This window comes from Micromonospora sp. NPDC049201, assembly GCF_055586805.1.
Genome location: NZ_JBVJHM010000017.1, coordinates 69,299 through 92,048, shown reverse-complemented (window position 1 = coordinate 92,048; position 22,750 = coordinate 69,299). Strand labels below are relative to the sequence as shown.

Genomic DNA, 22,750 nt, shown 5'->3' with positions numbered 1-22,750 from the left:
CGACGGCCGAAGTATCCTGGCTTCCGGATCGACGCTCACCCCCGGTCTTCCAGCCGCACGCACACGGCCGTGACTCGCGAGGGGGGATCACTCCCCGGTGACAGTGGCGGGACCGCGCCGGAATCGCACCGGCTTCCTTCACTGCCGTCAGGCCGCGAATGCTGCCACACCTCACGACCTGCGGTCAACGCCACTCCACCACGGGCAACCGGTGCCCGGACCATCGAGACAGGCCGATCAGTCCCTTAGCCGCCCCGCCGGGGTCACGACCCTCCGGGCCGGCGCTCCGCCGGTGCCCGGGCCGCCTCGATCGCACAGCCCCGAACAGGCCGCCGACCGAGAGCGATCAGGTAGCGCGAGTAGGGGCGATCCGGCACCGCTCCTGCCATTCACGCCGTGGCGGACACGGGGTTCCAGCGGTCGTGGTGGATCGCCGCGGGCAGGGGGCGGCGGTGGCGCCAGCCGTGTCGTTCGAGATCGGGCACCGCTTCGAGGTGGGTGACGGGCCCGATGGCAGAGCCAGGCGACGGGGTCGGATGCCGGTCGGAATGGCGAGCAACCGCCCCTCGGCCCCGCCCCGAAAGCCGTCTACGTCGATCGGGAGCCTGCCGGTCGGTCACGGCCTCGGCCCGTAGCCGGTTCTGCGGGTGGCCGCGCCGTGCACCGACACTAGCCCAGCGGGCCACCCCGAGGAAGCATCGCCGAGCGATTGGTGCGCATCGCGCATGCGTCGCCCATTCCTGATCGGAACGCCGCACGTTTCCGAACACCTGCCTGCACCGGCGTGCAACCATCCGGGAAACATCATCGAGAGCGGTTGCCCAATAATTTTCCTGTTGCAATGCTCATCGACATGACCCGATCACCGCTCCTTTCGGTCCACCTATGACCTTGACGAGAAGCATTGCCTCGCCCCGGCACCGCCACGCCCTTGCGGCGCCAATCGCGGTCGTCTTTCTCCTGGTGAACTGTGTCACCGCCAGCGTGTTCTGGACCCGCGAAGGCGCAGACGGGCACATATTCACCGCGAGAGACGTTCCCGCATCGCCGATCGCCTTGGTGCTGGGCACCAGGGTGGAGCCGGACCACACACCGTCACTATTCCTTGCGGCGCGCCTGGAGATCGCCTATCGGCTGTTCACCGCCGGCAAGGTAGGGACAATCCTCGTTTCCGGCGACCACGCGAGCCCAAACTACAACGAACCCGGCGCGATGCAACGATGGCTGCTCGACCGACGTGTGCCAGCCAAGCGGATCTTGTTGGATCATGCCGGCTTGGACACGTACGACTCGTGCGCGCGGGCCAAGCGTCTATTCGGGGTGGACGAGGCCATCGTGGTGACCCAGTCCTTTCATCTGCCGCGCGCCGTGACCCTGTGCCGGAGTCTCGGCATCAAGGCCAATGGCGTCGGCGACGAGACAGCCAGGAAGTACGGCGACACCTGGTGGTGGAGTTCCGTTCGGGAGTACGGCGCCTGCGTCAAGGCAGCGCTCGACGTCCTGGCCGCCCGCGATCCCGCCGACCTCAGCCGCCGCACCACCGGTCAGGCGACCGGGGCGTGAGCCGTAGCCGACCGGGCGAGATGCCGGCACCGGGGATCACCCGTTGAGCGCTCCGGGAAGCTTGGCTGCCTCTGAAGCCGACCCAGTATCGGCGAGGCCGAGCCGGCGTACGGCGACAACGTCGGTGCCGTCGACGACCACCTCGGCCGGCAGTGGCCGCCCCAGAAAGGCAACCAGGCTGGCGCTGAGGCCGTACGCCCCCACATTGGGGATCGCCAGCACGTCGCCGACGCGGGCGTCACCGACGCGCGCCGCGCGGCTCAACACATCCAACGGGGTGCACAACGGGCCGACGAGAGCGGCCGAGGAAGCCGCCGCGTCCACCCCGTCCGGCTGGGCGGAGGGCGGCAGCAGTCGGCCGATGCCAGACATGCCGCCCAACGCGTTCACACCCGCGTCACAGATGATGTAGGCGCGTCCGCCGGATTCCTTGACGTCCATGACGGTCGTCAGCAGCGTTCCCGCTTCCGCGACCAGATACCGGCCCGTCTCGACGGCCACCCTCGGCCGCCCCGACCGCCACCCGGGCAGCCGCTCGTCCAGGACCTCGGCCAACGCGGAGCCCAGGCCGGAGTAGGACGGTCGGACGTCCGGTTTGGCGAAGGGGGCGCCGAACCCACCGCCGATGTCGACGACGTCGGGCACGAATCCGGTGAGTTCCGCCGCAGCGGCGACGGTGGCGACGTTCTCGGCCAACTCCGTCAGCAAATCCCCCGGGTCGGGCAGATTGGTCGCCGAGAAGACGTGGAAGCCGACCGGCCTGGTCCCGCCCGTCGCGCGCAGCAGCTCACTCCCCCGGCTCAGTTCGGCCATCGGGACGCCGAACTGGGACGGTCTCCCGGTCATCCGCAGACCGGCGCGAGCGCTGGCCGTGGCCGCGTTGAGTCGGACCAGGTAGGCCGCGGTCGCCGCCACCCGGTCGCATGCGGTCCGGAGTCGGTCCAGGTCGTGCTGGGACTCCACCGAGAACGTCCGGACTCCCGCCTCAAGCGCGGCCGTCATCTCCGTCGTCGTCTTGGCCGGTCCGGTGTAGAGGCACCGCTGCGGGGCGGCACCGGCCGCGGCGACCGCCGCCATCTCGCCGACCGAGCTGACCTCGGCTCCGAAACCGTCCGCCACCGCGGCGGCGACCAGAGACGGATGCGGATTGGCCTTGAGCGAATAATAGACGTGCAGCGCGTCGGGCAGTTCAGCCCGCAACGATCCGACCGCGCTCCGGACCTTGTCGAGTCGGTACACGTACAGCGGGCTGCCGTATTCCCGAAGGAGATCGGCCGTGAGCCCGACCGGCAGCACGTCGGGCGGGAACGCCGGTTTCGCAGTCACAGTTCGGCGACCACCGCATCCATCGCCTCGGGCTCGGGTATCGCCGCTTCCCCCGCAGCAGCCCGCGCGGAGATGAAATCGCACAGCTCGCCGACCGTGTCCGCGGCCGGCACGAATCCGGAGGACTCCAGGTCCATCCGGAACAGTTCCTCGAGCGCGAACGCCAACTCCATCAGCCGCAGGGAGTTGAAGCCGAGATCATCAATCAACCTGTGTGCGCGTCGCACGGCGGGCGCCGGCTCGGGCGCGAACAGGGTGACCATCCGCAGCACCATGGGCTCCACTTCGGCCAGATCCACGCGGGACCCCGGGTCACGCGATTCAGCCACTGCATCCTCTTTTCGTCGCCGCCACGAACCTCGGCTCCTGAGCAGAGTCGCCAAGGGCATCGCCGAAACGTACGTCACCCGGAAAGGAACGGCAAGGGTTGGCCTTTCCGATACGCATGCGCATTGACGGATCTCGGTACCGCTGATACAGCTTTAGCGGACGGGGTTGCACTGGTGCAAGGCGACGAGGAGTTGATGTGTCACTGCTCGGGTGGCTTGATCGGCCCTCCCCGGACCGCGGGGTCCGCATCGCGCAGAGCGACGGGTCCTGGCAGTTCTCGTCCTACGCGGACCTGGCCGAAGAGGCCCGCCGGGCCGCAGGCCGGTTGCGTAGCGCCGGCATCGCTCCCGGCGACACCGTCGTCATTGTCCGGTCGGCGTCCGCCGACTTCGTCTCAGACTTCTTCGGGGCGCTCCTCGCCGGTGCGACGCCCGCTCCGGTCGCGCCGCCGTCGGCCTTCCAGAACCAGGCCCGGTACGCGGAGCACCTGGCCGGCGCGGTCCGGCTGGCCCGTGCGCCCATCGTGACCACGAGGGCGGAGGCGGAGGCGGCGGTGGCGGCGGCCGTCGCCGGCACCGGCAGCCGGGTGACCGCGCACGAGCCGCCCGGTACCGCATCGCTCGCCGGCCCGTCGACCGTGCCGGCGACAGCCGTGCTCCAGTTCAGTTCGGGATCGACCGGCCCGCCCCGCGGCGTGCGGATCCCGCTCCACGCGCTGGAGTCGAACATGGTCGCGATCAGGCACCGGCTCGACCTGACCGAGCGCGATGTGGTGGCGAGTTGGCTTCCGCCCTACCACGACATGGGTCTGGTCGGGATGCTGCTGCTGCCCGTCTCCTGCCAGCTCGATCTGTGGTGGATGCGACCTGAGGACTTTGTCCGGTCTCCGCTGCGGTGGCTGCGTCTCTTCGGCGCCAATGGTGCCACCGTGACCGGGACACCGACCTTCGGCCTCGCCCAGGTCCTCCGACGCCTGCGCTCGGCGGAGCAGCTCCGGACGCTGGACCTGAGCGGCCTGCGCGGCATCGTCACCGGCGCCGAACGCGTGGACGCCACGACAGTTGAACGGTTCCTCGAACTCCTGGCGCCCTTCGGGATGCGTCCGGAAGCTGTCATCCCCGCCTACGGCCTAGCCGAGTCGACCCTGGCGGTGACCATGGCGCCATGCGGAGTCGCGCCATCGACCATCACGGTCGACGCTGAGTCGCTGGTGCCGGGGCAGCCCGTGCTCGCGCCGGCAGACGGCGGGCCGGGAACCGCGCTGGTCGGATGCGGCACACCCGTCGCCGGCGTCGATGTCCGCATCGTCGACGAGAACGGCGATCCGGTCGACGAGAACACTCTGGGCGAGATCGAGGTGCGCGGCACGTCGCTCGCGGCGGGTGTGCTGTCCGCAACGGACGGGGAACAGCGGATGGGATCCCACCTACGCACCGGCGACGCGGGCTTTCTCCGCGACGGCCAGCTGTTCGTGGTCGGTCGGATCGGTGATGCCGTGAAGCAGTTCGGACGCTGGTACTTCGCCGAGGAGGCCGAGCAGATCGCCAGGAGCCATTCCCCGCGGCCTCAGCAGACCGTCGCGCTCATCGGCACGTGGGAGGGGCGGAACACCGTCGTCGTCCTGGTGGAGGGACTGCTCGACCGGACGGCGGGAGACGTCGGTCGCGCCGTCGCGCGCCATGCGGCCGGCCTCCGCGTGCTCGTTCTCTCGGTGGTCTCCGGACAGATCGAGCGGACGACGAGTGGTAAGCCGCGACGCCGAGTGATGTGGCAACGCCTGGCCGAGGGCAGGCTTCACGGCACGACACGGTGGGACTCGGACGTGGCCGCCGGGACGCTCACTCCCTGACCGGACGGGAACGCGTCAACCCCCGACGCGATCAGGGGCGAGTGCGGCAGTCCGCCGCGCCAGCCACCCTTCGTACTTCCGCCAGATCTCCTGGAATGGCACGTACTCCTGGTGCCAGGGCTTGTGGGTGCCGACCCAGTGGATGATCCGGGGTGAGTCCACGATCTCCCGGGTGGGGCGGACGTTCCAGCACCCGGGCAGCACGGCGCGGTTAGGGCCGGTGTAGCAGTTGAGCACCTGCTGGTCCATCATCCGGTACCGCTGGACGTACGGGAGAAACTCCCCACAGAAGCGATCCCGGCGCATCCGGTCCAGGTCGAGGACCATGACTCCGGAGTTGAACCCGGTGAAGTCGTAGGCATGTCGGGCATGGACCCGCTGGATCAGCTCGTAGGCCACCTCGGGCCGGTCTGCGAGCGCGTCGGCAGCGTGATAGACGTTGACGAATCCGCTCCTCGTCGCGGTCGCGTCGCAGGCCGCCAGCGGCGCCCCGCCCACGTCCCAGGCCGCCAGCTCAGCGACGTCACCGACGGCGAGGGCGTCGATGTCCTGGTAGACCAACCGGGGCACGTCGGGCAGAAGCTCGGGCAGGAGCAGGCGGTCCAGCGATGACGTGGTGAGGTGTTTCAACATGCTCGGCATCGGACCGTAGTCGATGTCGTCGGCCATGAGCCAGGTGAACGTGGCCTCCGGGAACAGCCGGGACAGCTGTGCCGACGCTCTCCTGCCTTGCTGTCGGGTCACCAACCACAGGTGTACGGGAGCCCGCGTGTTGGCGAGGATCGCCGCCACGACCACCCGTGCCTGGTACGCCAGATTCGCGTCGAAGGTCAGGGCCACCTGGACCGGCGTCCCGGCGGTACGCGGTGCGGTGGCCGGGACGTGCACCCCGCCTCGCCGGATCTCCCGGCAGCGCGCGACGACGTCGAAGGTGACGGCCGGCATGGGCGGGAGTGCCAGGTGCCGGCGTCGCGCCGCCGCGACCATCGGCGCGCACGCGCTGCGCCAGGTCGCGTAGACCTCGGCCACCGGTCGTCCCGCCAGCAGGGCGGCGAGCGGGGCCTCCAGCAGGTCACATTGAGCAGCCGCCATCCGCGAAACCCCTGCGGCGTCGAGCTGGCGCAGCCCGTTGAGGCGGGGATCGGCAGGATGAGCGGGCCGAAGGTCGGCCGGCAGGTGCATGGCCCGGACGGCGAGCCAGACCTGCGGGTCGGTGGTGGCCACACCGGAGCCGTCCCGGCGACAGGCGTCGATCCAGCCCAACGTGGCAGCGAGGCTCGCTGCCGAGCCGCCGTGGATCTCGCGGGTCGCCCTGGTGCCGGGCTCGTGGGCCGATTCACGCCCGGGGCCGCCCGCTTCGGTCGGGTCCGGGAGGATGAACGAGATCCCCGCGGCCAGGCAGCCGGTGAAGAACGCCGGTATCCCGGCCGACCGGAGCAGGTCCACCGTGGTCCAGTCCCGACAGCCGATGGGGCCGTAGCGTCTCAGGTACGCGCGGACGGTCGGCGAGAGCAACCGGCGGTCCATGCTGAACGACACGAACAGCGGCCGCACGTGGGGATGGAACGGCAGCGGCGCCCCGATCCCGTCAGGGTGCCCGAAGGACCCGTGTGCGATCAGCCAGGTGTCCGCGGGCAGGTTCTCGTGGATGGATGCCTCTCGGCTGACGGTGGTCAGCGTGACCAGGCCGGTGGAGCGATGGACGTGCGGGGCGCTGAGCCGCTTCCCGAGGACCCCGGCCAGATCCGTCATCACGGCGGGCCCGCGGAAATGGACCCCCCGATGCCGTGCCAGGTGCGCCAGTACGGCCAGGCTCTGCACGTCGTTGGGCAGGTCGGGCACGGGTGCCGGGCCGTCCGGTGAGTCGGAGTCGAGCAGGCCGAACGAGACCCCGGTGACCGTCCGGAGCGGGGTCACCGATGCCACCAGGGGGTCCACCCACCGCCACAACCAGGCCCGTTCGGCGGCCACGGCCACCGCGTCCCCGGCATCGCACCGGGCGGACCCACTCCGTACGAGCGCCTCGCGGGCGACGTGGGGATGTCCGGCGGCGAGGCACAGTCGTGCCGCCCGCACGAGCGTTCGAGCCGGGAGGTCGGCTTCCCGGTCCGTCATGAGTTCCTCGACCGCCCCGATCCCCGTGGTCGGGTGGACGCCGAACGCGGTCCGCAGGTACTCCTCCGGCGCGTACCGGTGCCGGACGCCCGGCGGTACGTCCGCGAAGCGCTTCATCGCCAGATCGAGCAGGCCCTTACGCTCAGCCAGCAACGCGGCGCCCAGGCTGCCCGCCACCGCGGTGTCCGGGTTGCGCAGCATGGCGTACACGACACTTCGGAGCCGGGATCCCTCGCCCTGCGCGCGCTGGATCACGGCTTCGGCCACGACACCCTCCAGCGTGGCCCCTGCCGGCACCGACGCGACAAGAGCCCGCACCTCGGACAGGGGTTCCCGGTGGTGCGGGCCACCGGGCGGACGGGAATTCGGGCTCACCAAGGGCTCCTCGATGGCTTGGCTCGGGCCGGGAGGTGTGGCCCTTGCCTCCGCCATTCGGCCATACCCTCACCGTCCGCTCACGTCACGAAAACCTGTCACAGCGGCCGATCCCGCCCGGCCTCAATGCTTGTCGGCCCGATGGGGCGGTGTTACTGCTGTAGGTCGACCGCCCGGCCGGCGCCCCGTCCGGGCTCCGAGCGGTGACGACCACCGCGGCCCCAGGGCGGGAACGGAGGTGCGGACGACCAATGGACGGGCGACAAACGGTCCTGGTCACAGGTGGAGCCGGCTTCATCGGTTCCCACCTGACCGAACGTCTGGTGGCCGACGGCTACCGGGTGGCGGTGGTGGATGACTTCTCGACCGGCACGATGCAAAATCTGGAGGGCGCCTGGCGGGCCGGCCTGGATCCCGCCCTGGTCTTCCGGTGCGACATCCAGCACGCCGAACTGGTCCGGGTGTTGGCTCGGGTCAGCCCGGCGGTGATCCTGCATCTGGCTGCCCAGAGCCGGGTGGCGGTCTCGATGCGCGACCCGCTGCACGACCTCCGGAGCAACGTTCTGGGTTCCGTCGCGCTCCTCGACGCGGCCCGCGTCACCGGCGTGACGAGGATCGTGCTCGCTTCGAGCGGCGGCACCGTCTACGGGGCGGCGAGTCGACCGCACGGGCCCACCACCGAGGCCGGCCGTCGACGGCCGCTGTCGTTCTACGGTCTGTCGAAGGCGGTCGCCGACGACTACGCCCGCCTCTATCACGACCACTTCGGTCTGCGGTACGTGTCGCTCGCCCTGGGAAACGTCTACGGGCCACGCCAGCCACTGCACGGCGAGGGGGGTGTGCTCGGCGTGTTCGCGCGCCGCCTGGTGGCCCGGCGACCCTGCCATGTCACCGGCGACGGCTCAGCCGTCCGCGACTACGTCCACGTACGCGACGTCGTCGAGGCGTTCGTCCGGGCGATCGGGCGTGGCGGAGGCACGATCAACATCGGAACGGGGGTCGGCACCTCCGTCCTCGACGCCTACCAACTGCTGGCACAGCGCGTGGGCGTCACCGGTCCGCCCTCGTTCGCGCCCGCGCGACCAGGCGAGGTACACCGGATCATCCTCGATCCTGCGCGCGCCCGCACCGAGTTGGGCTGGCGGCCCACCGTCTCGCTGTCCGACGGACTGAGCGATCTGATCGGCTGGGTCCGTCAGGTCCCGCGGGCCGCCGTCGGCTCCACCCAGCCCGGTCGGTGACCCGACCAATGACCACCACAACAGAGGGTTCCATGCCTGGTGCAGCACTGAACTGGTCACAGCGCCTCCACTGGCTCGTCTACCACATGGCGCCGACGGTGCCCCGGTACACGCTCAACATCTTCACGGTGGTGCCGGTGCCGTCCGGGCTGACCCAGGAACGGGTCCACGAATGCTTGCGGCAGCTGCTGACTCGACACGAGAGTCTCCGCCTGCGATTCGTCCTGAATCCTCAGGGCGAGCCGGTGCAGGTGATCGAGGCCGATCCGAGGGTCGACTGCCGGTCCATGGCGGTGCCGACCAGGGACAGCCGGGATCCGGAGCTGCTGGTGGCTGCGGAGAGGCTCATCACCACCGACTTCGACATCGGCCGGGAGGTGCTGCGGGCCGGCGTGGCCCACGTCGACGGCGAGCCGTGCCATGTCGTCCTGGTCATGCACCACATCCTCAGCGACGCGCAGGGCCTCCAACTCATCAACTGGGAACTGCGCCAGCTCCTGGCCGGGCGGGACCTCCCACCCGCCACCGGTCAGACGGCCCGCTCGAACTGGGAGCGCAGTACCGCCGGTGCACGCGCCGACAGATTCGCCGGAGAGCAGTGGAACCGTGCCCTCACCGCCATGCCGAACTCGTTCTACCCGGCCGGGAGGCGCCGCCCCGGCCGGGTGGTCGCCACTCTGAGCGGGCCCCGGCTCGCACCGGCGGTGACACTCGCCTCTCGACGGCTCAACGTCACAGAGACCGGAATACTGCTCGCGGTGTTCGGTGCCGTGCTGCTCGCGCATTCCGGGCACACCCACGGGACGATCGCCTGCTTCTGTTCGAACCGTTCCTATCCGCAGAACCGCTATCTGGTCGGCTGCGTCTACCAGACCGTGCCGGCCGTGCTCGACCTGGCGGGCCACCCGGACCTGGACTCGTTCATTCGCGCGGTGAGCGCCGAGCACCTAACGTCGCAGCGCCTCGGCCGATACGACTACGACCGTCAGTACGCCGAATTTCTCCGCGCCACGGCGCAGCGGGGCGAACTGGTCCACTCGCGCTGGGTCACCTTCAACAACGTCGGCTCGACCTCCCGCGTCGACGCCGACGACCGCGCCCTGCGGGAGAAGGTGCGCGCGAGCGCCGCCGGTGCGGTCGCAGTTCACCAGGAGGAGCGGGGTAAGGATCTTGAGCTGGCCTTCCGGGCGCAGGCGAAGGAACACCTGATGTTGACGTTGGACGTCGAGGCAGGCGTACTGACCGAGGAGGCGGTCGAAGGACTGCTCCGCGGCATGGAGGCACTCATCACGGCGGCGGGTCTCGGTCAGGCCGTGCCGATCGAACGACTGCTCGACGTGGCCGGCCTGACGCCGGTGGTCCGCGACGGGCGTTGGGAGCGCGTCGGCGGCTCCTACGTCGACCTGGACCGAGTGGAGGAGCTCGTGTCGTCCCATCCGCTGGTGCGCTCCGCCGCCGTAACGGTTCAGGACCACCGGCTGGTGTGCGAGGTGACGCCACACGACGACGCTCGGTCGGAGGCGTTGTCGACGCGGTGGCTGCGGCTGTTCTGCCTCGATCACCTTGCATCCCGCCCCGACGTGATCGTGCCGCAGGAGTTCCGCGTCGTGCCCGGTGACGGACGCTCCGCGCCGGCGGGCGCAGTCGCCGACGATTGGCCCGACGGTCCGGAGGGCGGGACCATCCCGCCCACGGCGCAGGTCCTGGCCGACGCCATCCGGGGGGCGCAGCCCGGACTGGTGCTCCGCGACGACGCCTACATCATGCTCGGCGGCCGGGTCGACCGGGTCGCGGAGATCTTCCGGCGCCTCCAGAACGCCGGTTACGGCGGGCTGGATGCCACCCACTTGATGAGTTTCGCCCCGTTGTCCGAGTTGGCCTCGCGGCTGTGCGGCATCGGCGAGGGACACGACGGCGATCCGTCACGTACGGTCAGGCCAGCCGATCGGCCAGGGCCCGCGCTCGCTCGATAGCTTCGTCCGTGTTGATGTAGCGGTAGGTGCCGAGCCGGCCGGCGAAGAAGACCTGCCGCGACTCGCGTTCGCGAACCGTCAGTTTCCGGTAACGCTCGTACCGCGCCCGGCTCTCCTTCATCGGCACTGGATAGTAGGGATCACCGACGTCCGACGGGTACTCGGTCACCACCACGGTCCGCCCGCTCACCTGCCGGGTCACGTGCTTCACCTCGACCTTCCGGGTGTACGGCTCGACGCCCGGATAGTTGACCTGGACGCAGGGCTGGTACCACGGCTGGTCCACCACCTCCGTCTCGAAGCGGAGCGAACGCCAGGGCAGCGGCCCCAGCGGGTAGCCGAAGTACTCGTCCAGCGGACCGCAGAAGACGGTCGCCGCCCGTCCGTGGATCCGGTCGGCGGTCCAGTCGACGTCGGTGACCGTCTCGATGTTCGGCGACGACCGGAGCATGCGGTCGAAGAGGGCCGTGTATCCGTCACGGGGCATAACCTGGTATTGGGAGTCGACGTAGTAGGGGTTGCGGTCGAACCTGATCGGGATGCGACCACACACCGACGGGTCCAGTTCTGCCGCGGACCGCCCCCACTGCTTGCGGGTGTAGTTGGCGTAGAGCTTCTCGTAGAGGCGGCGCCCCGCCCGGCTGAGGATGAACTGCTCCGAGTCGGTCGGCTCGGGTGTCGCGACGATGTCCTGTGCGATCAGCTCGCGGGCGCTCGTCTCGTCCAAAGGGGCCCGGCCGTAGAGGAGCTCGATCGTCTCCAGGTTGATGGGCATGGGTACGAGGACGCCATCCACCTCCGCGCGCACCACGTAGTTGCCCGGCAACCACTCGGTGAACATGCCGACGTAGGCCATGGTCTCCGGTCTGGTAAACCGCAGGTAGTGCGGTCCGTAGCAGTGCCAGAGCAGTTCCGTGCCGGGATAGGTGGCGTCGTAGCAGTTCCCCGCCACGTGTGAGCGCCGCTCGACCACCAGGACCCGCCACCCCCGGGTCCGTGCCGCGGTCTCCGCCACCGTCGCGCCGGTGGGGCCGGCGCCCACGACGACAAGGTCATAGGGAGGCATCCACTCTCCGTTCCTCCTGCTGGCAATGGCCCGGGACCGCCGCGCCCCCGGTCGCCCCGCCGCGCGCCTGCGGACCGGTGGGTCTCCGGCCGGTCGGCGAAGGCCCGGACCGGCCGCCGGTCACTCACGTGTTCAAGTGCGGGGTTCCGCAGTTGAACATGGCGTGGCGGGCGCTGCCCGCCGGATGACCGATACGGGTTGTACCGAAAGTCCGGGACATGCGGTACGCGGCGCCGATCGCGAATCTTGATTCAAGAGGGCCTGGGCCGCCGAGTCAACGACGGCCGGTCAGCCCTCAGCACGGGGGTGCGCTGTGGTCACGAACGCTGATGAGGTCCGCCGGGTGCCGATATCGGCGCTGGCTCCTGGCGAGGCTGTTCGCCTGTACGGCGAGGACGCGCGGCACATCCGGCTACTGGCCGCATCTGACCTGCCGTTTCCGCCCCTGCTGGTGGAGCGCGCCACGATGCGCGTCATTGACGGCATGCACCGGCTGCGCGCCGCGCGACTCAGGGGCCAAGAGACGGTCGACATCCGGTTCTACGACGGCAGCGCGGACGACGTCTTGGTCGTCGCCGTGCAGGCGAACTGCGAGCACGGTCTGCCGCTGACCCTTGCCGACCGCAGGGCGGCCGTGGAGCGACTGATCCGCCGTCAGCCTCACCGCTCGGACCGGGCGTTGGCCCGGATAGCCGGGTTGTCCGCCCGGACGGTCGCCCAGATCCGCCGCCAACTGGCAGACGACGAGTCGAGCGATGGAGTGCGACTGGGCCGGGACGGTCGCCTGCGACCGCTCGACAGCACTGTCGGCCGGCGGGTCGCCGTCGAGGTGATCGCCCGGCGGCCACAGTCGTCCTTGCGGGAGGTGGCCCGCCTCGCCGGTGTGTCTCTCGGCACCGCACGGGACGTCCGGGAGCGAGTTCGACGGGGCGAAGATCCGCTGCCTGAGCGACTCCGCGGCACGAAGCCGTCGGCGGCCGTCACCTCGCCGGTACGAAGCGCGGCCCCGGCCGAGTCCGGTGCCACCGATCCGCAATCCGTACTCCGCAATCTGAGCCGGGACCCGGCGCTGCGGTTCACCGACTCCGGGCGGGGCCTGCTGCAATGGTTGTTCACACATGCGAGAGGCCCGGTCGGGTGGGAGAAGATCGTCGATGCCATCCCGCCCCACACCGCCTACGTCGTCGAGGCGCTGGCTCGGGACTGCGCCCGGGCCTGGCTGGCGGTGGCCGACCACCTCCGGCACCGGCTACGGTCCTCCGCCTGAGCCGCTCGGACGCCGGTCACGGTGGTTCGTGGCCCGGGTCTGCACCCGTCGGCACGGCCGGGGCGGTCGTCAACTGGAGTTGCCGCGCCTGGATTACCTGTTCGGGGTCCAGCAGCGGTCGCCCGAGGATCGCGACCAGGCTGGCGGTCAGCCCGTACGCGCTCGCGGCGTGACCGGCCGATCGGCATCGACGGCACGGCGAAGAGCGATCTTGTCGACCTTGCCGTTCCGGGTCAGCGGCAGTTCGTCCAGCACCACGCACCGGTCGGGCACTCGCCGGCGGTCGAGCCGGCCGGCGAGGTCGGTGAGCACTCGGGTGGGGGTGACCTCCCCCACCACCCAGAGCACCAGCTCACCGTCGGCGCCCGGCGCCACGGACGCCGCAGCGACCACACCCGGCACGTCGAGGGCGGCCGCCTCCACCTCGGCCGTGCTCATCCGAATCTCCCGACGTTTGAAAATGTCGTCCCGCCGTCCCACGAAGTACAGTCGGCCGTCCGCGTCCAGGAAGCCGTAGTCGCCGGTCCGCAGGGCCCGCGTCGGCTCGTCCGGCCGGTCGAAGCGGGCGCGGGTCCGTTCGGGGTCGTGCCAGTAGCCGGCCATCACATGCGGCCCTTGGACCCAAATCTCCCCGATGTCGCCCGGCGGCAGGCTCTCCCCGTCACCATTCGTGATCGACACCGTCGTGCCGTCCAGCGGTCGGCCCACCGTGCCGGGATGGGCGAGATCCTCGTCCGGGTCCGAGATCGTGATCCGCTTACACTCCGTCATGCCGTACATGGAGACGATCGCCGCGCGCGGAAAGGCCGCCCGCAGCCCGGCGATGTGGAGCTCCGTCAGGGCAGCGCCGGTATTGGTGAACATGCGTAGGGCGGTCGGCCCGGGCTCGCGTTGGGCGAGTGTCACGAGGATTTCCGCGAGGGAGGGGACCACCGGGAAGATGGTGGTGCCCATTTCGCGCAGCATCCTCAGCATCGCGCGGTGCGGAAGCTCCGGCCGGATCACCAGGTGTGCTGCGGCCTCGGCCGCGAGGAACAACTGGTACAGCGCGTAGTCGAACGAGATGGGCAGCTGGCAGAGAACGACGTCGTCGGCCCGATATCGCAGGCGACGCGCGATGGCCGCCACGGCGAAGCGGACGCGGTCGTGGGGGCAGCGCACCGCGCGAGGCATCGCGGTGCTACCGGAGGTGTACATCAGCAGCGCCGTGTCGCCCGTTTCAGGCGTGCTGCCCACCCACGACTGCCGGTCGCTGCCGCCGTCCGCCGGCAGATCGGGGGTCTCCCGGACCGGAAAGTCACCCAGCGCGCGTACGCGGGCGGAACCGGCGACGTCGGCGACGATCAGTGCCGGCTCCGCGTCCTGCAACATCCAACGCAGGTGCAGATCCCCGGTGCCGGGGTTGACCGGCACGGCGATGGCACCGCCGCAGAGCGAACCGTACAGCAGGGCGGCGAAGTCGCGGCCACCCGGCAGCAGGAGCATCACTCGGTCGCCACGGCGTACGCCCTGTGTCCACAACCACTCGGCGGCCGCCCGACTCTTGACGCTCAGCTCAGCGTAGGTATCGCATCCTGTCGCGTCGGACACGGCCATTCCGTCCGGTCGGTCCCGGCAGGGCCTGGCGAGCAGGTCGGCCACGAGTCCGCCGTCGTCGGTCGGCCAGGTGCCCCGCCGGCTCACGCCGGCTCCGGGAGGATCCGGGAAGGGATGGTGTACGGGACCGACACATCGTTGTGCCGGGCCAGCGGCACCTCCTCCGCTGCGATGCGCGTGACGATCGGCCCGATCGACCGATACGGGTCCCAGTCGGCGGGATCCAGCACACGCCAGCGCGTCATCGCCTGCACCAGCACGGGGTCGACCGGCACCCACATGTCCTCGGTCCGCAGTTCGGCCCAGAAGTGCTTGACTGCGAACGGCGGCACCACGATCAGACCGAACGACTTCCGTACGGGTATCTCCCGGGCCGTCGCCTCCTGGACCACCAGCTCCGTCAGGCCGGCGCAGTCAGCCAGCCCGGCGGTCCGGATGAAGGAGATGTCGCGCTTCAGTTCCTCCCGCAGCACGACGAATTCGACGTCGCGGGTCGCCTGGGCGAGCAGCGCCCGGGCGCTGCCCGGCAGTTGCGGCCAGTCGATCCGGGGGGTCACCTCGACCACCGCTCCCTGAGCCGCGTCCGGCCCCCGCACCGACTCGACGTGTTCGCGTCCCCCGGGCAGCGCGAACACATAACGGCATCCGGCGGCGTGCCCCGGAGACGGGCAGCGGGCCTGGAAACGTAGCTCGTAGCGGCTCCGCCGGCCCTCGTCGGCGCGGCGCAGCGCGGCGGGCCAGTAGCGGCGCGCGGCGCGCGTGCTGGGGCCGAGACCGAGCTGCATGGCGCAATTGAACAGGTCGTAGGAGTCGAATCGCCGTGCCGCGTCGGTACCGCGGACGGGCAGGCCCTGCTCGACGAGATCGGCCAGCGCGGCCGGACCCAACCGGAACTTGCGCCATGCCCAGTCGGCGTCGTGTCGGAACTGCCGGACGTCGTCAGGGATGAGCCGCAGCTTGGCAATCAGTACGGCCAGGTGCGGACGATCCACACCAGCCGCCGCCTCCGTACTCATGACGCCGGCCCACCCGCCAGCCGGCGCAGGCACTCCGTCACGGCCCCGGGCTCCGGCACGATGGCCTGGCCCTGGCGGATCTTGCTCACTACGTAGTTCTGCACCTCCCCCACCGATCCGATGGGTGGCGCGTCCTCCGGCCCGACCGGGACGACCGAGAACAGGTCCTCCAGTTCGAACGAGAGCTGCACGAGCAGGAGTGAGTCGTAGCCGAGTTCGGTGACCAGGGTCTGGCCGGGGGTGACGGTGGCGGTCGGCTGCGGTGCCAGCGCGCCGACCACCCGGGCCACGGCCTCCTCCGGCCAGCCGGGGTCGATCGCCGAGTCGGCCTCGCCAGGTTCGTTCATCACGCCTCCGCTGTACCTTGGCCGGTAAAGACTGGTCGTCTGTCATTCGGGTCGGCGGCTACCTGGCCGGGCCCGTGGCCGGCCCGATGAGGGACAGCTCGTTCAGGTGGTCGCGAACACCCTCGGTGAGCAGGCCCAGCCGACTCACGTTTGCGACGATCTTGGAGAACATCAGCCGGCGGAACTGCCGCATGGCGGGGTCGGTCAGCGCGTAGGTGACGCCGGCCGCCCGGTCGATCCCGATCCGGTCCCACACCTCTTCGAGGCGGAACCGGCGGGACATGAGGAGCGCGGATTCCTTGATGAACTCTTCACGCTCCGCCAGCTCCCGGCTTGTCAGCTCCTCGTAGAGGCCATCGAGGGCGAGGACCCCGAATGCGACGTGCCGGGACTCGTCCCTGGCGACCAGATCGGTGATCTGGCGGATGATCGGGTCGAACGCGGTCACATGGCCGAGCCGGAACACCGCCAGCGCAAGGCCCTCGACGATGATCTGCATGCCCAGGTAGATGACGTCCCAGCGGCTGTCGGAGATGACGTTGGACAGCATCGCCTGCAACGACGGGTTGATCGGGTAGGAGTGACCCAGCCGCTCGACGTACCGGGAGAACGCCTCGACGTGCCGGGCCTCATCGGCGACCTGGCTGGCGGCGTAGAGCTTCTCCTCGATGTCCGGTGTGGTCTCCACCAACCGGGCCGTCGCCACCAGCGCACCCTGTTCGCCATGCAGGAACTGGCTCGTCATCCAGGCGTGGTGCTCCCACCGGTAGGCGTTCCACAACCCTGGTGGCACAGGGCACCCGGGTGGTCGCGGAGCCTGAGCCGCCCGGGTGCCCGGATTTTCGATCAGCGGCGCCCCGAAGTGCAGCTCAGGCGACCAGTCGATATCGGTGGTGACGTTCCACTGCGCGGCCTTGCCCTTCTCGTAGAGCGCCAGCAGCCTCGCGTTCCTTCCCGCATAGTCCCACGTCAACCGGGCCACGAGTGAACCAGGCACCCACATCGAGTCCGCAGCGTCCGCCATCGCTTCCCTTTCTGTGGCACACGATCGGATTGCGGCCAACACCGGTGGTCGACCACCGATGGGTCAGCTGGCCAGCGGCTCACGCTGGAGTAGCGGCAACGCCGCCCGGGTCAGGTCCGCCTTGTTGCCCAGCTTCCACTTTTCCTTGATCCGACGCACGTACGTGTCGACGGTGTGGATGCTGATCTGCAGGCGACGCGCTATCTGCTGGTGCGTCAGGCCCCGGGCGACGAGGGAGAGCACCTGGTGCTCGCGGCGCGAGAGCGCGGGGAGCACCGCCGGATCGGCTTTCGGCCCCGTGCGGTCCACGCCGTCGATCGCCGCCGCGAGCAGCGGCACGAGTTCCCGCGTGGGAAGCGACTGACGTAACACTCCGTCAACCTCGGACCTCGTCGAGGGCTGCCCGTTCGGCGCGTCGTGTTGCGGGAGGAGCACGACCATTCGGGCCCGCTTCGCGAGCGCCAGCGCGAGATGCTGGGCCGATCCCTCCGCTTCCGCGCATCCGTAAAGCACGATCACGTCAGCCCCGTCATGCGGCGCCGCGGCAGGATCTTCTGGCATGGTGGTGGCGTCGACTATCTGAACCCGTAGCAAAACAGACTCCCCCGATTTCGGCGGCCCTGGTTCTGCGACGAGCACGGGCCGCCATGACGAAAAGCTTCATGCAGATTTATGATCCTGCCAGGAAACTCCAATGCAGGAAAGGCTTCATCGATGGATCGCGGGCCGTGGACGGTGCGTGCACCCGGGCCAAGCCGCAGCTGGGAGGCGGTACGTCAACAAGGGCGCGGCACATTAGGGAGCACCGACGAGTACTGTCACGGAAATTCGGGATACGGACACGAGCGCGCCGCGGTCAATCAGCAGAGCCGACGGGTGGGAAGAGTGAGCATCACCGGCCGGGCGGTTCCGTCATGCGTTACCAGATCCGACCCGCTGTCACAGACGCGGCTGAAGATAAGGCCGGGCGACCGATTCGGATGCCAGACCCCGGGGTCCAGGACCCCCCACTCGATCATCGCCGTGATGAGGACCGGGTCGACCGGAACCCACCGACCGTCCTGCCGGATCTCGGCCCAGTGATGGGTGGTGGAGAACGGCGGCACGACGATGAAACCGTACGACGAACGGACCCGAAGGCCGTACCGGCTGCCGGCCTCCTTGAGCATCGCGGCCGACCCGGCACAGTCGGCCAAGCCGGTACGCCGGATGAAGTCCACGTCGCGTCGCAGGCTAGGTGGCAACCGCATGAACTGGAGCCCACTCACCTCGCGCAGCAGGTCACCTGCGGCCGGAGTCAACTCGGGCCAGTCGTCGGTCAACGCGACCCGGGCTGCCGCCAACGCCTCAGCGTTCGACCCGACCGTGCGGTGGATCGTCTCCTCCGGGGAGAGGATCACCTGGTACCGGCAGGGCGGCTCGTGGCCCGGGACCGGGCACGAGGCCCGGTACTGGACCTCGTACTGGAGAGGCTCGGCTCCTCGCGGCCGGTTGAGCGCCGCAGACCAGAACCGCCGGGCCGCCCGCGCGGCTGGACTGCGCCCCAGATGCAGGGCGAGGTTCATGACGTCCACCAGGTCGAAGCGGCTCTCCTCGCCACGCCCGGTGTGCGGCAGCCCCATCGCCACGGCGGCGTCGAGGATGTCCCTGCTCAGGAAGTAGTATCGCCACGCCGCCTGCCTGGACACGGAGAACACCCGTGCCTCATCCGGAATCCGCCGCAGCTTGTCCAGCAGAATGGCCAGTTCGTCACCTGCCGGCACGGTCGTCACGAGCCGGTTCCCGCGTAGTGCCGCAGTCCGGTGCGCCAGGCGGTGAGAGCCAGCCCCCACACGGCGGCGGCCGCAGCCGGGGTGAACCAGCCCAGCCAGGACGGGAAACCCGCCGGTGAGGGCAGGTCGAGCAGCACCACCACAGGCAGGTAGGACACGAACGCAGCGGGCACGACGAACGTGAAGAGGATGCGGACCTCCGCGCTGTAGATGCTCGCCGGATACTGCGCGGCGTAGTTGCCGCCGTACGTGACGGCGGCCGCGAACTCGGTGCCCTCCACCAACCAGAACTGGATCGCGCCGCCGATGACGAACAGTCCAGCGAAGATCACCGTCCCGGACATGACCGTCAGCACCATCAGCGCCACCTTTCCTGCTGACCAGGCGACCTGGTTGGGCGGGATGACCACCACCAGAATGACCACGGCCAGCGCCGTACGACCCAGCCGACGCAGCGAAATGTCACTGGTGATCAACTGGGCCAGCACCGGGAGGGGCCGGAGCAGGTAGGCGTCCAGGGTGCCGTTGCGCACGTACATCGGCAGATTGCCGAGATGCCCGACCACCATATCCGCCAGGCTGAACGACATGTGGGTCAGCGCGAACAGCAGAACGGCCGCTGGAAAGTCAAGACCCCCGATGGCATCCACGTTGGAGAAGATGACGTAGATCTCCGCCAACGCGATCAGGGTCGCCCCGACGCTCGCCACCAACTCGACGGCGAACGAGCGCCGGTACGCCGTCTGCGCACGCATTCGCGAGCCGAGGAGCACCCGGTACGGGCGGAGCGCGTCAGCCACCCTGGACCACCAGCCGGCGGGCGCCGAACCGGAAGACCACCTGGCCCAGCACCAGCAAGCCGGCGAGCCAGGCCGCCTGCACGCCGATGGCGGCGACCGCGTCGACACCGACGATCCGCCCCGTCACCACGTCGATCGGGGTCTGAAGCATGGAGGGGAACGGCGTCGAAGCGGCTACCCTGGCCAGCCAGCCGGGAAACCAGTGCACCGGCACGCTGAGCCCACACAGGATGCTGATGGCCGTCTGGTAGAACGCCATGGGGCCACGCAGGTCGAGCAACCAGAATGCCGTCAGGTTGACCAGCCACCGGCAGGCGAACGACACGCTCACCGCCAGGAGGAGGCTGAGCACGCCCAGCGCGTACGGCCAGGGCGTGGCCGGCAGGACGAGCCCGGTCACCACGGCGCCGACGAGCAACGGCGGCGCACCCCGCGGAACCAGCTGAAAGACCGCCCGACCGAGGTCGGCGGCGAGGTAGGCGAGTTGCGGATCCACCGGCCGGGCGAGATCGACCGCCACGTCGCCGAGGCGGATGCGAGCCGCCAGCTCGGTCCACGGGAAGAAGTTGACCGCCCCCGCAAACGCCTGCCCCAGCCACACGTAGGTCGCCACGGTCGCGGCATCGTACCCGCCGAGGGCACCGCCCGCCGCAGCCGTCGCAGCGACCGTGATGTTGGCCCGCAGCAGTCCGAACACGGTGTTGGCGAAGGCCCCGGCGGCGACGGCGAGACGGTACGTCGACCAGCGTCGGACGCCCATTGCGAAGAAGCGGACGAAGATCGCCAGTTGCGCGTCGAGGCCGTGCCGGTAGTCGTCGACGGTCAACTCGCCGGTCTTCCCTCCGACCACACCGGTCATGCCGGCACCACTGGCGCGCGGCGCATCTCGACCAGGGATGCCGCGAGCTTGCCGAAGTCGCGCCCGCTGTGCCGCTCGATCCGTCCCACCCAGGCAGCCGGCACCTCCGAGGGCTGGAAGGCACCGGCCAGCCCGGCGTAGACGGCAGCGGTGGAGTCCAGGTCCCAGTGCGCCTGACGGCGCATGAGTGCCGCCAGGGTGACCGGGAAGGAAAACCCCGACAGGCCGAGGCAGATCGCGCTCACCACCGACGAGCGCGCCGCCATGGCCATCCCGACCGCTCCTTCGAGGACATCGAGGTAGACGTGGGGCGAGTCGATGCGGTCCAGCCGGTCGAGGCTGCCCTGTACCAGATCCGCCACGTCGGCGCCGCCCCCGGCCAAGCGGGTCAACGGCCGGTACAGCCCGGGCAGCCGCTCCCGTACGGACTGCACCGGTTCGCCGTCGACCGCGGCGGCCGCGATGACCGCGAAGAGAAGCGCCGTGAACAGCGCCTCGTGACCGCCGTGGGTGAGCGTGGCCACCTTCAACGCGTCGTAGCAGAGATCCCCCAGGTTGGTCGACGGCGTCGTGTACGCGACCGCGGCGCAGCGGGGCACACACCCGTTGGTGTTGCCGTCGAGTGCCACGAAAAGGTCAGAAGCGTCCGACTTGAGCTGGTAGATCTGCCGGCCGCCGCGGGGGTTCAACGATCGCAGGACACGTTCGTACGCGTCCCGGCTCACCCGGCCGTCGTCCACTACCGAGTCGACCAGGGCGAGCAGCAGCACGGTGTCGTCGGTGACGCAGCCGGTGAACACGCAATCGGCCGGCGGTTCCCCACCCGTCTCCAGCAGGCTCAGCGCATTCACGGTGTCGGGCTCCAGTTGGTGGAGCGACCGCTTGTTCACCATCTTGCCGAGCGCGTCACCGAGCGCCAGGGCGCCGAGGCTGGCCGAGACCCGCGCGCCGGTGTCGGTTCCGGCCGCCGGACGTGGTACGGCGCGCCGTGGCCCAGCCAGCGCGCCGAGCGCATCGGACAGCGACATCCACGGTGGTTCGGCGATCACCGTGCCGGGCTCGGCGGACGGCAATGCGTGGACCGACGCGCGCTGCGGGGAGGCGATGCAGCGGAGTCCGGCCGCCCGGGCCGCCCGGACGCCGTGGCCCGTGTCCTCCATCGCCACCAGCTCCGACCGGTCGATATCTGCCTGTCGCGGGGCGTCCCGGTAAAATTCCTCCGCACCGCCCGCCCCGAAGCTGAGGACTCGCTCGAAGAACCGCCCGACACCCAGCCGATCCAGCTCCCGGATGACGGATTCGGCAGCCTGGTCCGAAACGGTGAACATCCGGACGCCCCGGTCGCTCGCCTCCCTCAGCCAGGCAACCACTCCCGGTCGTAGCCGCAACGCCGACTCGATCCGGCGGCGGCGCCGGTGCACCCGGTCCAGGTGATCGTCGCGAATCTGATCGGGGTCGGCGACGCGCTGGCGCAGGAGACGCAGCAGTTGCTCGTCACACCCCGGACCGGGGTGGCGGTCAAGCAGGTCACCCCAGTAGTCGATCGGCAGGTGCAGCCCTTCCCGGACGAACTCGTGCTGCCACGCGGCGTACGCGGCGTGGCAGCTGTCGATCAGGACACCGTCGAACCGAACGACGACGCCACGGATGCCGTGGATCACGGCATCCCGCTCGGTCGGCCGGCCGCCTGCGACAGCAGCGCGGTCACGGCGGCCCACAGGCCGGCCGGGGTGGCGACCGTACTCGCCTGAAGCATCTCGTCAGGAAATCGGATGTCGTACTCATCCTCGAGATCGATCAGGAGATTGACCGTCGCCAGCGAATCGAGGCCGGCGTCAGGAAGGTTCAGGTCTGGTCGTAAGGGCTCGTCCAGGGCCACCCTCGGCAGGAGCGCTCGGAGCTTCGACTCGAACTCCTGAGGCCAATTCGTATCCGCCATGAGCCCTCCGATACACAATGCCCACCGTGCCGGTCCCACACGCGGGTCACAAGAGTGTGTGAAAGCGAGGCGCAACGTGTTGTCCCCGTACCGAGTGATGGCGCCGCTTCACCCTAGCCGACGTCGCGCGGGCGGGGATGTCCTGTTTCTTCGCGACGTGCCCGACGGGGGACGGGTAAGCTCACGCCGACGTGTGGGGAGCGAGCGCCGATTCACGGTTGTCGCCGAATCCCGGGACGGCCGTCACCGCGTATCGAAGCTCTAGCCTAACGGCTGACCGTCTCTGCACGCC

General features: G+C 69.8%; 19 protein-coding genes and 1 riboswitch. Of the genes, 5 read left to right on the top strand and 14 right to left on the bottom strand.

The genetic code is table 11. From position 1 onward, the window contains the following. Positions 1-9 precede the first annotated feature (9 nt). A riboswitch (cobalamin riboswitch) is annotated at positions 10-139 on the bottom strand. A 746-nt stretch (positions 140-885) separates the two neighbouring features. Then, entirely contained in the window at positions 886-1,563 is a 678-nt protein-coding gene (locus tag ACZ6O5_RS29200; protein WP_465981286.1) for a SanA/YdcF family protein, read from the top strand. 36 nt (positions 1,564-1,599) lie between these two features. Here the strand turns inward: ACZ6O5_RS29200 and ACZ6O5_RS29195 are convergent, their stop codons facing one another. Beyond that, on the bottom strand, positions 1,600-2,973 hold the full coding sequence (locus ACZ6O5_RS29195; RefSeq protein ID WP_465981284.1) for a type III PLP-dependent enzyme domain-containing protein: 1,374 nt from the start codon (positions 2,971-2,973) through the stop codon (positions 1,600-1,602). Further along, entirely contained in the window at positions 2,886-3,188 is a 303-nt protein-coding gene (locus tag ACZ6O5_RS29190) for an acyl carrier protein (RefSeq protein ID WP_465981282.1), read from the bottom strand. The genes ACZ6O5_RS29195 and ACZ6O5_RS29190 overlap by 88 nt, the downstream gene beginning before the upstream one ends. 227 nt (positions 3,189-3,415) lie before the next feature. On the opposite strand from ACZ6O5_RS29190, the gene ACZ6O5_RS29185 reads away from it, so the two are divergent. Then, the gene (locus tag ACZ6O5_RS29185; RefSeq protein WP_465981280.1) at positions 3,416-5,068 is read left to right on the top strand and encodes an AMP-binding protein; all 1,653 of its coding nucleotides are present in this window, start codon (positions 3,416-3,418) and stop codon (positions 5,066-5,068) included. A gap of 15 nt (positions 5,069-5,083) precedes the next feature. On the opposite strand, the gene ACZ6O5_RS29180 is transcribed toward ACZ6O5_RS29185, so the two are convergent. Beyond that, positions 5,084-7,558 (bottom strand): glycosyltransferase, encoded by a 2,475-nt coding sequence (locus ACZ6O5_RS29180; protein WP_465981278.1) that lies wholly within the window; start codon positions 7,556-7,558, stop codon positions 5,084-5,086. A gap of 251 nt (positions 7,559-7,809) precedes the next feature. Here ACZ6O5_RS29180 and ACZ6O5_RS29175 point away from each other — a divergent pair, with 251 nt between their 5' ends. Together ACZ6O5_RS29175 and ACZ6O5_RS29170 are read left to right on the top strand one after the other, a co-directional pair. Continuing rightward, positions 7,810-8,799, top strand: coding sequence for a GDP-mannose 4,6-dehydratase (locus ACZ6O5_RS29175; protein ID WP_465981276.1), 990 nt, complete (start codon positions 7,810-7,812; stop codon positions 8,797-8,799). A gap of 86 nt (positions 8,800-8,885) precedes the next feature. Beyond that, a complete protein-coding gene (locus tag ACZ6O5_RS29170; RefSeq protein ID WP_465981274.1) occupies positions 8,886-10,772 on the top strand; it encodes a condensation domain-containing protein in 1,887 nt (628 codons plus the stop codon). On the opposite strand, the gene ACZ6O5_RS29165 is transcribed toward ACZ6O5_RS29170, so the two are convergent. Next, complete coding sequence (locus ACZ6O5_RS29165) at positions 10,732-11,838, bottom strand: UDP-galactopyranose/dTDP-fucopyranose mutase family protein (protein ID WP_465981272.1); 1,107 nt, start codon at positions 11,836-11,838, stop codon at positions 10,732-10,734. The two genes, ACZ6O5_RS29170 and ACZ6O5_RS29165, sit on opposite strands and share 41 nt — an antisense overlap. A gap of 313 nt (positions 11,839-12,151) precedes the next feature. Between ACZ6O5_RS29165 and ACZ6O5_RS29160 the strand changes: the two genes are divergently transcribed. Then, on the top strand, positions 12,152-13,105 hold the full coding sequence (locus tag ACZ6O5_RS29160; protein WP_465981270.1) for a ParB/RepB/Spo0J family partition protein: 954 nt from the start codon (positions 12,152-12,154) through the stop codon (positions 13,103-13,105). Between the two features lie 147 nt (positions 13,106-13,252). Here the strand turns inward: ACZ6O5_RS29160 and ACZ6O5_RS29155 are convergent, their stop codons facing one another. The 10 genes from ACZ6O5_RS29155 to ACZ6O5_RS29110 form a co-directional block, all read right to left on the bottom strand. Beyond that, positions 13,253-14,746 (bottom strand): class I adenylate-forming enzyme family protein, encoded by a 1,494-nt coding sequence (locus ACZ6O5_RS29155; protein WP_465981268.1) that lies wholly within the window; start codon positions 14,744-14,746, stop codon positions 13,253-13,255. Between the two features lie 38 nt (positions 14,747-14,784). Further along, on the bottom strand, positions 14,785-15,717 hold the full coding sequence (locus tag ACZ6O5_RS29150) for a hypothetical protein (RefSeq protein ID WP_465981267.1): 933 nt from the start codon (positions 15,715-15,717) through the stop codon (positions 14,785-14,787). After that, positions 15,714-16,064, bottom strand: a complete 351-nt coding sequence (locus ACZ6O5_RS29145) for an acyl carrier protein (protein ID WP_465981265.1) — start codon at positions 16,062-16,064, stop codon at positions 15,714-15,716. The genes ACZ6O5_RS29150 and ACZ6O5_RS29145 overlap by 4 nt, the downstream gene beginning before the upstream one ends. 58 nt (positions 16,065-16,122) lie before the next feature. Next, a complete protein-coding gene (locus ACZ6O5_RS29140) occupies positions 16,123-17,088 on the bottom strand; it encodes a ferritin-like domain-containing protein (protein ID WP_465981263.1) in 966 nt (321 codons plus the stop codon). A gap of 63 nt (positions 17,089-17,151) precedes the next feature. Continuing rightward, positions 17,152-17,607 (bottom strand): helix-turn-helix transcriptional regulator, encoded by a 456-nt coding sequence (locus tag ACZ6O5_RS29135; RefSeq protein WP_465981261.1) that lies wholly within the window; start codon positions 17,605-17,607, stop codon positions 17,152-17,154. Positions 17,608-17,948: 341 nt separating this feature from the next. Then, entirely contained in the window at positions 17,949-18,860 is a 912-nt protein-coding gene (locus tag ACZ6O5_RS29130) for a transglutaminase-like domain-containing protein (protein WP_465981259.1), read from the bottom strand. Next, entirely contained in the window at positions 18,857-19,660 is an 804-nt protein-coding gene (locus tag ACZ6O5_RS29125; protein ID WP_465981257.1) for an ABC transporter permease, read from the bottom strand. The genes ACZ6O5_RS29130 and ACZ6O5_RS29125 overlap by 4 nt, the downstream gene beginning before the upstream one ends. After that, positions 19,653-20,519 carry an ABC transporter permease gene (locus ACZ6O5_RS29120; RefSeq protein WP_465981255.1) on the bottom strand — a complete coding sequence of 289 codons (867 nt, stop codon included), beginning with the start codon at positions 20,517-20,519 and terminating at the stop codon, positions 19,653-19,655. Before ACZ6O5_RS29120 ends, ACZ6O5_RS29125 begins: the two co-directional genes overlap by 8 nt. Beyond that, positions 20,516-22,180, bottom strand: a complete 1,665-nt coding sequence (locus ACZ6O5_RS29115; protein WP_465981253.1) for an ADP-ribosylglycohydrolase family protein — start codon at positions 22,178-22,180, stop codon at positions 20,516-20,518. Before ACZ6O5_RS29115 ends, ACZ6O5_RS29120 begins: the two co-directional genes overlap by 4 nt. Then, complete coding sequence (locus tag ACZ6O5_RS29110; RefSeq protein ID WP_431936233.1) at positions 22,177-22,458, bottom strand: phosphopantetheine-binding protein; 282 nt, start codon at positions 22,456-22,458, stop codon at positions 22,177-22,179. The genes ACZ6O5_RS29115 and ACZ6O5_RS29110 overlap by 4 nt, the downstream gene beginning before the upstream one ends. Positions 22,459-22,750 lie beyond the last annotated feature (292 nt).